The sequence below is a fragment of the Psychrobacillus soli genome (assembly GCF_006861775.1).
Taxonomy (GTDB): domain Bacteria; phylum Bacillota; class Bacilli; order Bacillales_A; family Planococcaceae; genus Psychrobacillus; species Psychrobacillus soli.
The window spans coordinates 15,641-29,313 of the sequence record NZ_VDGG01000006.1 but is presented as its reverse complement, the minus strand read 5'-3'; the positions used below and the strand labels follow the sequence as shown (position 1 = coordinate 29,313).

Genomic DNA, 13,673 nt, shown 5'->3' with positions numbered 1-13,673 from the left:
CATTTGGAATGGATTCGTCTATTTTCAGGAGGTTAATTCATGAACATTGAACAATATGAACTTTCACAACGGCAAAATCGGACAAGAAAACATTTAAAACAAGCATTTATCGAACTGATAAAAGAAAAGGGCTATCATGCTGTTACGATTAAAGACATAGTTGATAAAGCCACTTATAATAGGAGTACTTTTTATTTACATTATCAAGATAAAATAGAATTAGCAGATGATTTACTTCATTCAATGCTTCAAGGTCTAGAGGATTCAGTTGGGAAACCATATGTTCATGGGCAAAAAGTATATACAACCAATTTGAATTTTCCCTCCTTTAATCTTGTCACTTATATTTATGAACATCGCCAGTTTTTTGAGTTAATTAAATACGAGGACACATTACCTGGTTTACATACGCAATTACCATCTACGATTTCCAAAATTTACAATGAACAATTTATTTTTAAAACGATTAACGATATACCTGTTAATATGGATTATTTTAAACGTTATACGTCTTATGGTTTTTACGGACTTATCATCCATTGGATTTCAAATGACTTCCATACTTCTCAAGAAGAGTTCATACAGGAAGTAATTGATTTATCAAAAACACATATTTATTCATTTGAATATGTAGGGAAATAGTACTTAGGTCAAGGTTCTAGTATATTGCCTAATTTTAAGGGTGATAATCGTTATCAATTGCATTGGAAATGTTCCTAGTTGTATACTAATAATTGAAGGTGAATATTTCCAAATACCATACTTACAATAAGAGGAGGAACCTATGTTGTTATCTGAAAAACTACATGAAGCATTGAACGAACAAATGAACTTCGAATTTTATTCTGCACATGCGTATCTCTCAATGGCTGCATACTGCACAGCAGAAGCGTATGACGGGTTTGCTAATTTCTTTTTAGTACAAGCAGAGGAAGAGCGTTTCCATGCAATGAAGTTTTACAACTTTCTAAGTGATTTAGGATACAGAGCTACGATTGATGGGTTTGCAAATCCACAAAACGATTTTACCTCTATTTTGGATACTTTTGAAACTGCATTATCACACGAAAAAGAAGTGACACGTCGTATTTATAATTTATCTGATATCGCTTTAGATGAGCGAGAACATGCAACAATGGCGTTTTTAAGATGGTTTATCGATGAGCAAGTAGAAGAGGAGTCAACATTTGATACGCTTATTAACAAAATCAAGCGTATTGAAAATGACTCAAATGCCATTTTTATGCTAGACTCCGAATTAGCATCACGTACATTTACACCAAACGAAGGGTAAATAGTAATGCTCAAATCATTCGATTATAATCGATTGATCAAATAGAAAATCCCAAGAAGAAAATCGATTCTTCTTGGGATTTTTTTATATTTAGGAAACCATAAAATTCGGATGATTTTTCCGTTTAACGAAAATTATGGAATTATTTATATTGTACGTGATAGAGGGATGAAGCGTCTTATCGCAAAGTATATGCCCTGTTCACCGGGAGAGGATTATCAAATAAAAAATGCGCAACATTCCAGTCATTACTCTCAACGTTAAACGCATACGAGCAACATTCTGGTCCATTTGCGCAAAGTTTATAAATAATGCATCACAATCATGGTTATCTCACTCCAAGTAAACTTGCTATTTTAAGAAGTGGTTGCTTTCAATGAGCAATTAGTTGCTCTTATCCATTTACTGGATTTACACAGTTGAAAAACTGTATAAAAATTTGTTTTTAGTCAGTCGATCACGAGTAATTAAGCAATTTTCCTTGGTTTTCGCTCACCCTGCGAAAATCTTAGGGGATAATGTTTAAGATGCATTATCCCTATTATGTGCCTCATTCCATGGATCGTTCGCATTTTCTATATCGGGCCAGGAACTGGCTCTTTAGCGATTTGAACTATTTAAAATAAAATGAGTTAACCGATTTAAAAAAATGTGTTTACACAAATGGAGTTTCAAGCTATGATTTATTTATTCATAGATGTCGACTTCTTTTGAAAATTTGTAATTATTTGTTATATTAACGGGGGAAGAAAATGAAAACAAAAGAGATGGTATTCGCTGCATTATTTGCTGCATTAATAGGAGTTTTGGGCATGATCCCGCCAATTCCACTGGGCTTTATACCAGTGCCAATCACAGCACAAACACTTGGTGTTATGCTTGCGGGAAGTTTTTTAGGGAAGAAAACGGGAGCGCTTAGTTTGGTTTTATTTATCGTATTAGTCGCTTTAGGTTTACCTTTATTGTCAGGTGGAAGGGGAGGGCTTGCTCCGTTAGTTGGTCCATCTGCTGGTTATATTTTAAGTTGGCCAATTGCCGCATTTTGTATCGGACTTGCTATTGAAAAAGTCTGGTCAACGTTAAAGATATGGAAAGTAATCGTTATCAATTTTATTTTTGGCGTTGTACTTGTTAGTTTGATTGGTGCACCTGTAATGGCGATTATCACCAATACGTCTATTTGGGCAGGACTTGTAGGTGCTACGGCATTTTTACCTGGAGATTTAATAAAAGCCATTATTGTAGCTATTATAGTCATGCAAATAAAAGCCGTTAGTCCAATAGAGCAAAAAGTTAATAACTAAAAAAACGATAAACTGGGATGATGAGATATGAATCTAGTAGAAACCTTACTACATAATGCAACACGGCACCCTAATAAAATTGCCTTAACGGATGGACAAGAATCCCGTACATACTCAGAACTTGTACAGTCTATGAAAAAGGTAGCTAACGGGTTATATCGAAATGGTTTCAAGCATGAAAATATCGCTATTTTATCATCGAATCGTATCGAATTTGTAGAAGTTTTTCTTGGAACTATTTATGCAGGATGTGTCCCTATCCCACTAGATCCAAAATGGAGTACAAATGAATTGACGACCATTTTACAGCAGTGTAAACCTAAAAAGATTTTTGTAGAGGATGCACTATTATCAAATCTAAATTTACGAGATAGAGAGATGCAAATGCTGACCTTTTCTGCAGATGAAACAGGTTCCTATGCTAACTGGATAGCGCATTTAAAACCGGAAGCTAAAATGGATGATACAAACGAGTTATTATTTATTGGTTTTACATCGGGCACAACAGGTATCCCAAAAGGGTATATGCGCACTCATTTGTCGTGGATCAAGAGTTTTGCCGCGACGAATGAAGCATTCCAATTCGACGAGATGGAGCATATTTTAGCGCCAGGTCCGTTCGTCCAATCATTGTCATTGTTTGCTTTAATGCAGAGTCTATATAGTGGAGCAACTTTTCATATCGTTCGTAAATTTAGTGCGAAGGAAGTTTTAAGGATTTGCAGTCAGCATTCCAATGCGATATTGTTTGTAGTTCCAACGATGATTGAACCGATACTTGAACAGGTTACTCCAGGGCAGGTGCATATCCAAGCGCTTGTTTCCTCAGGAGCAAAGTGGTCGGAGGCTTCCATCAAAAGAGCGAAGGAAGTGTTTGGTGAAGCAAGGTTATATGAATTCTATGGCTCATCCGAAGCAAGTTATATAAGTTATTTAGACGTAAATGCGAAAGAAAAGCCCAATTCATTAGGGAAGCCTTTTCCCGGCGTTCAAGTATCGATTCGCGATGAACAGTTTCAGGAAGTGCCGTCCGGAACAATCGGGCAACTTTGTATTCGAAGTGACATGATGTTTTTAGGGTATCATCATTTACCTGAAGAGACGAAAGCGGCCTTTCGGGACGGCTGGCTCCTACTAGGGGATTATATGTCCATGGACGAAGAGGGATATTTGTATTTGGCAGGTCGTGTGAAAAATATGTTGGTATCTGGTGGTCTTAATATTTACCCAGAAGAAGTAGAGTCTGTGTTGCGGACACATTCAGCTATTCGAGAAGTGATGGTGCTTGGGATACCAGATGCATACTGGGGAGAACGAGTAACGGCACTTATAAAATGGGACGGGCAACAACGTCTATCAATAGAAGAAGTGAAAGAGTATTGTCGAAGTTATTTAGCCAGTTATAAAGTGCCGAAGCAACTTATAACGGTGGATGATTTTATTTACACGAGTAGTGGGAAATTGGCACGTCAGGCAATGAAAGACTATATGGAGAAGGTGATGGTATGACGGAAGCTGTGATTGTCATGGCAAAACGCACGCCAATAGGGAAGATGGGTGGCGTATTAAGCCTACTTGAACCAGAGAAATTACTAGCACCGCTTATCAAGCATATTGTAGCGGAAACGAATTTGCCAAAAGACATAATCGATGATGTGATTATTGGTAATGTAGTAGGGCCGGGTGGCAATATTGCGAGAGTTTCCGCACTAGAAGCGGGTCTTCCTGTCACCGTTCCTGGCGTTACTGTTGACCGTCAATGTGGCTCAGGCTTAGAGGCGATTAATATAGCTGCTAGATTAATTCAAAGTGGCGCTGGGGAGGTTTATTTAGCGGGAGGCGTTGAAAGTACGAGTCGGGCTCCTTGGAAAATGGCTAAGCCACAAAATCTTATGGGTGTACCAGAGCTATATACACGCGCTAAGTTTACGCCGAGTAGTTACGGTGATCCAGATATGGGAGTTGCGGCCGAGAACGTGGCAAAAAAATACGTCATTTCGAGAGAAGAACAAGATCAGTTTGCTTTGGAAAGTCATCGAAAAGCCATTCATTCTCAGCAAACCGGACGATTTGAGCAGGAAATTGTACCGCTTCAAGTTAATGGGAAATGGATTACCGAAGATGAATGCCCAAGAGCGAATACGAGTATGGAAAAGTTGCGAAAATTGTTACCTGTGTTCCAGGAAAATGGCACGGTTACTGCGGGAAATGCCTGTCCTCTAAATGACGGGGCAGCGCTTATTTTAATCATGTCTCGCGAGAAATGTGAAGAGCTAAATCTTCAGACGATTTTACGTGTAGTAGATGCGCAAGCGGCTGGTGTGGATCCAAACTATTTAGGAATTGGTCCGATTCAGGCTGTACAAAAAGTGTTAAAGCGGCAACAACTGACGGTAGCCGATTTAGATATAGTAGAGTTTAACGAAGCGTTTGCCTCGCAAGTATTAGCTTCGTTAAAGGAACTTCATATTCCTTTGGAAAAAGTAAATCGTGGAGGCGGTGCATTAGCAATTGGTCATCCATACGGTGCATCGGGTGCAATTTTAATGACAAGATTATGTGCTGAAATGCTGCATAAACCTTATAAAAAAGGACTTGCTACACTGGGCATTGGCGGTGGGATAGGACTTGCAACGCTTGTAGAGGCAGTTGAATGAACAGGGTGCAACAACAGCTGTATGTGACGTCGGAGTGGATTTCGCAGTATGCACAAAGTTTAGACGCTCCTTTACAAATAGTCGATGGTAAATACATTGCCCCTTCCACAATGCCTATTGTTTTTTGGCAGGAGTTCGATATTCCTTGGCTCAAAGAAGCTGGAGTATTGATTCATGGCACACAGGACTTTACATATGAAACACCAATCATAGCAGAAATGGTGCTAGATTGTGAGTTAACGTTAACGAATGTGGAGAAAAAGGTAGGAAAACAGGGAGTGCTTACTTTTTTAACACATACGCTCGTTTGTAAATATAATGATGATCTCATTGTTACAGCGGAAACAGTATTAATCCAAGTAGGTGACCCCCATGAAAAAACATATAACAGTTGAAGCAATCGAAAAGTATGCAGCTGTTTCAAAAGATAAAGCGGCAATTCATCTGGATGTGGATGCGGCGAGAAAAGCTGGATTCGAGCGTCCTCTTGCCCACGGCATGTATATTATGGGGTTAGCACAATCTTTGTACATAGAAGAGCATCTTACGCAGTGGGTTACAGCATATAACATGAAATTTCAAAAGCCGCTTTTGGTGGATACGGTAGCCACTTTTAATTTTGAGCGCGTGGAGGATAGTGTGGAAGTGACGGTTACGACGGAAACTGGCGATAAGATTGCTGCAGGGACTTTTTTAGTGAAGGAGTTGCAACGATGAAAAAAGTAGCGATCGTTACGGGTTCTACGAGGGGGATTGGGCGAAGTATCGCCGTGCATCTTGGACAATCAGATTATCAGATTGTCGTGAATGGAACTAAACAGGAGTTAGTAGACGAGGTTGTGCGAGATATTGATCGAGCTGGCGGTGATGCGAAAGGTTATGTTGGGAATATTGCTGATCCAATTGCAGTTACTAAAATGGTTGATGCAGTTATGGCTCAATTTGGTCGCATAGATGTGCTCGTACATAATGCAGGTAATTTGCATGATCAAAAATGTATAAAGATGACAGATGAAGAGTGGAGATCTGTAGTAAATGTCCATTTGAATGGTGCTTTTTATAGCATTCAGCGAGTGCTTCCACATATGCAAGTAAGTGGTGGTGACATTCTATTAATGACTTCTACTGCAGGACTCGGGGGCTCTATTGGTCAAGTGAATTATAGTGCGGCGAAAGCCGGAATACTCGGTATGACATGGACGCTTGCAGCGGAACTAAAGCGCGATAACATTCGAGTGAATGCTATTTCGCCAGCTGCTTTAACGGATATGACTAGACCTGTAATTGAACATGTAAAGAACAAATATGCCAGTAAAAACGAGCCATTTCCGGATTTTTGGAAAGTGGGAGAGGCGGATGATGTCGCTCGCTTTGTAGTGGCGCTTCTTGCACAGCAAGATCCGGATTTAACGGGTGAAATATTTGGTGTTAACGGTTCAAAAGTGACAAAGTGGGAAAAGCCGGTTGCTGCATATTCGGAAAATAGTATAGATGAATTTTTTACTACATGGCATAGTCGAAAGGGAAGTAAATAGATGCTTACTTTCGATCATGTTCATTTTTATTATAAAAAAGGTCAGACCATCATAAACGATGTAAACTTTACGATTCAAGCGGGGGAATTTGTGTCGATTGTGGGAGCAAATGGGAGTGGGAAATCCACTGTTGCAAAGTTAATCGACGGATTGCTTTTACCTAAGAAAGGAACGGTAAAGTTTCAACAATTAGATACGACAAATCCTGATGAACTAATGAAAATTCATCAACAAGTAGGCTTCGTCTTTCAAAATCCAGAGGATCAATTCATTACAACAACTGTTATGGATGAAGTGCTTTTTGGCTTGCAAAATATTCGCGTCCCAAGGGAAGAAATGCGGGGGAGAGTGGATACTGCCTTGCGCGCTGTTCAGATGGAGGAATATTTAGAAGCGATGCCGCACCAATTATCAGGCGGTCAAAAGCAAAGGGTAGCTATTGCTGCAATATTGGCGATGCAACCAAAAATGATTATTTTTGACGAGGCTACTTCGATGCTTGATCCACAAGGAAGAAAGCAAGTGCTATCTATTATGCATGAACTGCATGACCAAGGCATGACAATTATTCATATTACGCATCATATGGAGGAAGTGCTGTCTGCCGAGCGTATTTTACTCATACATGAAGGACATCTGGAATTCGATGGCGATCCTTTCGTTTTTTTTGAAACAATGTCTGTAGAGAAATATCAATTACAATTACCGTTTGCTGTCCGTTTACGTAAAACACTCCAACTAGACCCACCGTTCACAGTAAATTGGAAAGAAGGGATTCGTTCACAATGGTCTATCAATTAAACAATGTGAGTGTGAACTATTCTCGTCAAACGGCATTAAGAAATGTAAGTTGCACAATGGAAGAAGGTAAGTGGATTTCCGTTATAGGTCAAACAGGCGCAGGAAAGTCGACGTTCGTCCAAGTGCTCAAAGGATTGATTCCTCATATAGATGGGGACTATTTAATCGATCAACAACCTGTTAAAAGAGATGCTAAGGGGCAGCTAAAGGTTATTCCGGAAATCGGCTTTGTTTTTCAATACCCAGAGCACCAACTATTTGAAACGACCGTATTCAAAGAGCTTGCTTTTGCACCGAAGCAACAGGGCATGTCTAATCAGCAAATAACAAAGAGCATATCAAAAATTTTACCGCAACTTGGCCTGTCAGAAGACATTTTACCATTAGCTCCATTCCAATTAAGTGGTGGTCTGAAACGCCGTGTAGCTATTGCCTCGGTATTAATGATGAACCCGAAACTGCTCATCGTGGATGAACCAACTGCAGGTCTGGATCCAATCAGTAAAGTCGCGTTATTACAATTGCTTAAAAAATGGCAGCAGCAAGTAAACCGGACGCTTATATTCGTGTCCCATCAAATGGAAGATGTCGCGGAGTACTCAGATGAGGTAATCGTATTTCATGAAGGTTGTCTAATAGGGCAATTGGATACTCGTACATTATTTTTGGAACAATCCCATCTACTAGAGAAAATAGGATTGTCGCTACCAGAATCTGTACAATTATTAAAGCTAGTAGAGGAACTAACTGGGGAGAAGATTCAAGTCTCCAGTTGTAGGGAACAGGAAATCTTTGAAAAGGTTATACCAGTTTGGAAAGCAAGGAGACTTCAAAATGTCTGATACCATATTAATAGGTCAGTACATGGAGACGAATTCCGTGTTTCACCGACTTGATCCAAGGACGAAGATTCTAAGTTTGTTTATCATTATGCTTAGTTTTCTAATGCTTAAAACTGCTACTAGTTTTACGATTGTGTCTCTTTTCGTCTTTGGTATTTTGATGCTTTCGAAAATACCATTTCCTGTTTTTATGAAAGGGTTAAAGCCCATTTTATTTATTTTGACGTTTACTTTCGTTTACAATGTTTTGCTCACCAAAGGGAATGTCATTTGGTCTTGGTCTTTTATCGATGTGACTGCGGAAGGGCTACAAAATGGGGTTCGCTTCGTCTGGCGTATTATTTTACTTGTTTTACTAGCTTCCATATTAACATTAACAACAAAGCCTTTAGAATTAGCAAGTGGTCTTGAAAAACTATTAGCACCGCTATCTAAATTCCATGTGCCAGTCGAACAGTTTTCTTTAATGATTGTTATTGCGATTCGTTTTATCCCAACGATTTTGCAGGAGCTAGACCGGATTATACTCGCTCAAAAAGCGAGAGGGCATGATATCGTTCATTTACCGTTAGTAAAGCGTATGCTCGCTTATATTCCAATATTAATTCCTTTGCTGTTCACTACTATTCAGCGTGCGGAGCAGTTGACATATGCAATTGATGCGCGTGCTTATGGCAAGGGAAAAGGAAGAACTGCGTATAAGCTATTGCAATTTCAGCAAATAGATTATGTTGTAGGGATGATCGCTGTTTTGTTTGTAATAACGGTGATTATTATACGGTTAGGGGGGTTATAGATGAAAGTATACGGTGCTGTCGTGGACAATGAAACGCGCTGTACGCACTATCACACAGAAAAAGATATTATTGCCATAAAATTTAAGTGCTGTAATCACTACTATCCTTGCTATAAATGCCATGAGGAAGATGCTGATCACAAAATCGAACGTTGGCAAAAGGAGCAGTTTGATGAACTGGCTATTCTTTGTGGGAGTTGTCAGAAAGAGTTAACGATTCTTGCGTATATGCATACAGCCAGCTGTCCGCATTGCCAGGCAACTTTTAACGAGCGTTGTAGTGCGCATTATCCGATATATTTTGAATGATTTTCCCCAAAAGGTGAAATCCCAAAAGAAATCTCTTGGGATTTTTTACTTTGTATGTGAAACAGGGATAATGGGTCTTATGGCAAAGTATCGGCTCTATTTTTTGACGAATTATAATAGGTATTTATTAATGCGCAACGTTGAAGAGCATTTGCGCAACATTTACAAAAGACAAGTCACAGTTCTTATCGTCTCACTCCAAGTAAACTTGCTGTTTCAAGAATTAGTTGCTTTCATTGGCAATTTAGTTGCTGTCGCGCTGATTTGGTTGCTTTCGGAATAGAATTAGTTGCTTTCAATGACCAATTGATTGCCTTAAGCCATTTACTGGATTCACACGATTGAAAAATTCGCTAATCTTTTACTTTTTTGTGAGATGGAACTGATAATTCAGCAGTTTCCATCGACTTTCTTAAACAATCGTTTCAGTGGGGTCCTATTATAAAATGTAGTTGATTGGACGCGATTAAAAGGGTGAAGAAATTAGTGATTAGTTAGATAGATGATATAAATCATCATGTGTGATGAATAATTTCATCAAAAGACATCTCTATATGAAGCTGTCTTCCTAAAAGTGAAAGAAAAAGCGATGATTATTTTCATCGTTTTTTCTTTTTTTATTAGACAAACGCTTATTCTAAGCCATTTGAAATATGGCATGCATCTTGCAATAAAGATAAGTAATAAAAAGAAGGAGTGATATTAATGAAAGACAAAGTAATTATTACAGCAGCTTTGACAGGTGCATTTCCAGCGAAGGATAAAAACCCCAATATTCCTTTGACACCTAAAGAAATCGCGGATGATGTAATTAACGTGTGGAAAGCAGGTGCTGCGATCGCGCATTTGCATATGATTGATGAAGAAGGTAACGGTACGATGGATAAAGAAAGATTTAAAGAAACGGTAGAGCTTGTTCGTGAACGAGAATGCGATATTATCTTAAATTTAACAACCTCAGGAGATTTGAATGCGACGGATGAGACACGTATGGCACATCTAATTGAACTAAAACCTGAGATGGCATCGTTTGACGCTGGTAGTATGAATTGGATGCATAAAACAATTTTCTTAAATACACCAAGTTTTTTAGAAAAGCTTGGACAAGTGATGATAGATAACAATGTGAAACCAGAAATTGAAGTTTTTGATGCAGGTATGCTATACAATACCCTTTATTATGTAAAAAAAGGACTGGTCGCAGAACCTACACATTATCAATTTGTACTCGGTGCACCAGGTGGTACAGCAGCTACTGTTGAAAACCTCGTCTATTTAAAAAGTTTACTTCCTGAAAATTGTACATGGTCTGCTTTTGGAATTGGGCAAGGTCATTTACCGATTCTATATACGACATTAGCACTGGGTGGCCATATTCGAGTGGGGATGGAAGATAATATTTATTATGCAAAAGGGCAGATGGCAAAATCGAATGCCGAATTTGTGGAAAGAGCCGTTCGAATTATTCATGAATTAAATAAAGAAGTCGCAACTCCTGAGGAAGCACGACAAATTTTAGGGTTGAACTAAGGGGAGGGTGCGGGGAAATGATAAAGACTATTGGTGTTATCGGTGCTGGCACAATGGGACATAGTATTGCAATAAGCTTTGCTATTGGCGGATATGAAATCCGTCTATACGATGTAGACGAGGTACGAGTAAACAGTGTTGCGGGGGATATAGAACGAGAGCTTCGTTTATTAAGTGATGAAAAAGTGATCGAAGAAGCTATTGTTTTGAAAGCGCTCCAAAAAATAAGTTATTTCAATGATTTATGTGAAGCTGTTTCACAATGCGATTATGTGATTGAAGCGGCTCCTGAAATTATAGAGCTAAAACAAAAACTTTTTAAACAATTAGATGCCTATTGTCCTGAGCATACGATTTTAGCAAGTAATACATCTAGTTTAGCTTTGGAAAGTATGATGGAGCTCGTGAGCGAAGAGCGTAAACAACGTATGATGATCAATCATTGGTACAATCCGGCCCATATTATGCCAATTGTGGAGCTGTCCTTCTTTGGCAATATGCCACTACATATTTATGAAAAAGTCGACAAGCTCTATCAATCGATTAATAAGCAATGCGTTAAAGTATTAAAGGATGTGCCGGGCCTAGTGGCGAATCGTATTCAACAAGGTATCGCAAGGGAAGTATTTTCGATTATTGAGCAAGGTATTGCTTCTTACGAGGATGTGGACCGTGCACTGAAATTCGGTCCAGCTTTCCGTTATGCCACGGCAGGTCAGCTGGAAATTGCTGATATGGGTGGACTCGATATTTGGTGTACAGTGGGGGATAATTTATTAAAGGTAATGGACAATCGTCAACAATCCAATGAACTATTAAGAAGCAAAATATCTAATGGAGAGCTTGGCATTAAAACAGGAAAAGGTTTTTTTGAGTACGATGAAAAGCAAAGTGCAGAGATTAAAAAACAATTTAATAGAAGGCTTATTCACCAACTAAAAGCATCCAGATGTTATATGGAATGATAGGGATCTATGAGAGATAGTATTTGGAATATCGTAATCCATTTTAGATACTATCTTTTATTGTTTTTGTTAGGACCGCTTTCCCAACTTGGTTGGCTTCTTCGTCCAATTATCTATCACATGTTTAATAGGAAATATAAAGAAAAGGGTGTCCAAATCTGTATATTTGGACACCCTTTCTGATTGTAATCTATCAAATTAAACGATTAAAGAAAGTATCACAGCAGTACTAAACGCTACAAGTGCCTTCATAATTGTAATTACGAAAATATCCCCATATGCTTGGCGATGAGTAAGACCACAAATGGCAAGAATAGTTATCGTCGCACCACTATGTGGCAGTGAGTCTAAGCCGCCTGCTGACATAGAGGCAACCCTGTGAAGAAATTCTGGATCAATCCCCATGGAATTCGCTAAGTCAAGATAATGTTGTCCCATTACTTCAAGAGCAATCGACATCCCACCTGATGCGGATCCAACAACACCAGCTAGTACGTTAACGGCGATAGACTCGGATATTAATGGATGGGAAGAGACTCCGGTAATCGCATTCCTAATTACTTCAAATCCTGGTAGTGTTTTCACAACATTTCCAAAACCTACTTCTGAAGCCACATTGAATACAGCTAATAAGGAACCGCTTGCAGCCAAAGTGAGTCCGGAAGAGAGCTTGGAAGGAGTAAATGATTTTATATTGATAAATAACGCAGCAATAATCCCTAAAACAAGCGCAACAATAAGTGCCCATGTGGAACTCAAACTGCTCAAGTTTTGAACATTAAAAGTTTCTTCCAAAAATTCAGGAGTATACCAGTGATTAACTGCAAAACTTGTTTTAGTAAATACAAAGTTAAGAATGACAACAACTACCAAAGGGATAATTGCTACCCAAAAATTGATAACCTTTTCATCTGGATTGATAACTGGTTCGTTTGTGTGACCTTCCCCATAACCTTCTCCAGCTAAACTTGCTTTATTTACTCTTCTTAATAACCAAAGATAGCCTAGCAAGAAAATGACTGATCCTGCAACAAGTCCTGTTATAGGGGCAGCATAAGCATCCGTTCCAAAATAATTTGTCGGAATAATATTTTGGATTTGAGGTGTACCTGGAAAAGCATCCATTGTATATGTACATCCACCCAAAACAATTACTGCAGGAATGAACCTCTTAGGTATACCTGCCTCGCGAAAAACTGCTGCGGCAAATGGATATACTGCAAAAACTACAACGAACAGGGAAACTCCACCATAAGTCAAAATAGAACAAGCGAGTATGGTTGCCAGAAGCGCTCTTTTAATACCAAAGATGTCCATAATCTTTTTCGCAATTGCGGTCGTCGCTCCGTTTAACTCCATTAACTTTCCGAATACCGCACCTAAAATAAAAATAGGGAACCATGTTTTAATATAGTTTGCTAAATTCGGCATATAAACTTCTGTATAACTAGGTAATAGAGCAGCGCCGGATAGAGCAACTGCTAGTAAAGTTACAATGGGGGCAATGACTATGACTGGAAAACCACGATAGGCTAAAAATATAAGTAACCCTAATGAGAGAAGAATAGCAAAAACTTCGATAAACATTGGCTGCACCGTCCTTTTTCATTTGCCTTGCTTGAGAGCGGGATTATTCCCGC

Annotated in this window: 15 protein-coding genes; 14 read left to right on the top strand and 1 reads right to left on the bottom strand. The window is 38.9% G+C overall.

All coding sequences use genetic code 11. The features are described from left to right. Positions 1 to 39 precede the first annotated feature (39 nt). The 14 genes from FG383_RS03995 to FG383_RS03930 all read left to right on the top strand — a co-directional run bounded on the left by FG383_RS03995 (position 40) and on the right by FG383_RS03930 (position 12,033). A complete protein-coding gene (locus tag FG383_RS03995) occupies positions 40 to 642 on the top strand; it encodes a TetR/AcrR family transcriptional regulator (protein ID WP_142605562.1) in 603 nt (200 codons plus the stop codon). Between the two features lie 145 nt (positions 643 to 787). Next, positions 788 to 1,294 carry a ferritin gene (locus FG383_RS03990; protein WP_142605637.1) on the top strand — a complete coding sequence of 169 codons (507 nt, stop codon included), beginning with the start codon at positions 788 to 790 and terminating at the stop codon, positions 1,292 to 1,294. A gap of 752 nt (positions 1,295 to 2,046) precedes the next feature. Continuing rightward, positions 2,047 to 2,598, top strand: a complete 552-nt coding sequence (locus FG383_RS03985; protein WP_142605561.1) for a biotin transporter BioY — start codon at positions 2,047 to 2,049, stop codon at positions 2,596 to 2,598. A 27-nt stretch (positions 2,599 to 2,625) separates the two neighbouring features. Further along, positions 2,626 to 4,107 (top strand): AMP-binding protein, encoded by a 1,482-nt coding sequence (locus FG383_RS03980; protein ID WP_142605560.1) that lies wholly within the window; start codon positions 2,626 to 2,628, stop codon positions 4,105 to 4,107. Next, positions 4,104 to 5,255 (top strand): thiolase family protein, encoded by a 1,152-nt coding sequence (locus FG383_RS03975; protein ID WP_142605559.1) that lies wholly within the window; start codon positions 4,104 to 4,106, stop codon positions 5,253 to 5,255. The genes FG383_RS03980 and FG383_RS03975 overlap by 4 nt, the downstream gene beginning before the upstream one ends. After that, entirely contained in the window at positions 5,252 to 5,650 is a 399-nt protein-coding gene (locus tag FG383_RS03970; protein ID WP_142605558.1) for an FAS1-like dehydratase domain-containing protein, read from the top strand. Before FG383_RS03975 ends, FG383_RS03970 begins: the two co-directional genes overlap by 4 nt. Beyond that, complete coding sequence (locus FG383_RS03965; protein WP_142605557.1) at positions 5,628 to 5,972, top strand: MaoC family dehydratase; 345 nt, start codon at positions 5,628 to 5,630, stop codon at positions 5,970 to 5,972. Before FG383_RS03970 ends, FG383_RS03965 begins: the two co-directional genes overlap by 23 nt. Further along, positions 5,969 to 6,790 (top strand): SDR family NAD(P)-dependent oxidoreductase, encoded by an 822-nt coding sequence (locus tag FG383_RS03960; RefSeq protein WP_142605556.1) that lies wholly within the window; start codon positions 5,969 to 5,971, stop codon positions 6,788 to 6,790. Before FG383_RS03965 ends, FG383_RS03960 begins: the two co-directional genes overlap by 4 nt. After that, positions 6,791 to 7,591: an energy-coupling factor transporter ATPase gene (locus FG383_RS03955; protein WP_142605555.1), complete on the top strand. Its 801-nt coding sequence runs from the start codon at positions 6,791 to 6,793 to the stop codon at positions 7,589 to 7,591. Beyond that, a complete protein-coding gene (locus FG383_RS03950) occupies positions 7,576 to 8,433 on the top strand; it encodes an ATP-binding cassette domain-containing protein (RefSeq protein ID WP_142605554.1) in 858 nt (285 codons plus the stop codon). The genes FG383_RS03955 and FG383_RS03950 overlap by 16 nt, the downstream gene beginning before the upstream one ends. Beyond that, complete coding sequence (locus FG383_RS03945) at positions 8,426 to 9,229, top strand: energy-coupling factor transporter transmembrane component T family protein (RefSeq protein WP_142605553.1); 804 nt, start codon at positions 8,426 to 8,428, stop codon at positions 9,227 to 9,229. The genes FG383_RS03950 and FG383_RS03945 overlap by 8 nt, the downstream gene beginning before the upstream one ends. Next, complete coding sequence (locus FG383_RS03940) at positions 9,230 to 9,538, top strand: CHY zinc finger protein (RefSeq protein WP_142605552.1); 309 nt, start codon at positions 9,230 to 9,232, stop codon at positions 9,536 to 9,538. 705 nt (positions 9,539 to 10,243) lie between these two features. Next, positions 10,244 to 11,068 (top strand): beta-keto acid cleavage family enzyme, encoded by an 825-nt coding sequence (locus tag FG383_RS03935; protein WP_142605551.1) that lies wholly within the window; start codon positions 10,244 to 10,246, stop codon positions 11,066 to 11,068. Positions 11,069 to 11,085: 17 nt separating this feature from the next. Next, positions 11,086 to 12,033 carry a 3-hydroxyacyl-CoA dehydrogenase family protein gene (locus FG383_RS03930; RefSeq protein ID WP_142605550.1) on the top strand — a complete coding sequence of 316 codons (948 nt, stop codon included), beginning with the start codon at positions 11,086 to 11,088 and terminating at the stop codon, positions 12,031 to 12,033. A gap of 198 nt (positions 12,034 to 12,231) precedes the next feature. On the opposite strand, the gene FG383_RS03925 is transcribed toward FG383_RS03930, so the two are convergent. Beyond that, positions 12,232 to 13,620, bottom strand: a complete 1,389-nt coding sequence (locus FG383_RS03925) for a GntP family permease (protein ID WP_142605549.1) — start codon at positions 13,618 to 13,620, stop codon at positions 12,232 to 12,234. Between the last annotated feature and the right edge of the window lie 53 nt (positions 13,621 to 13,673).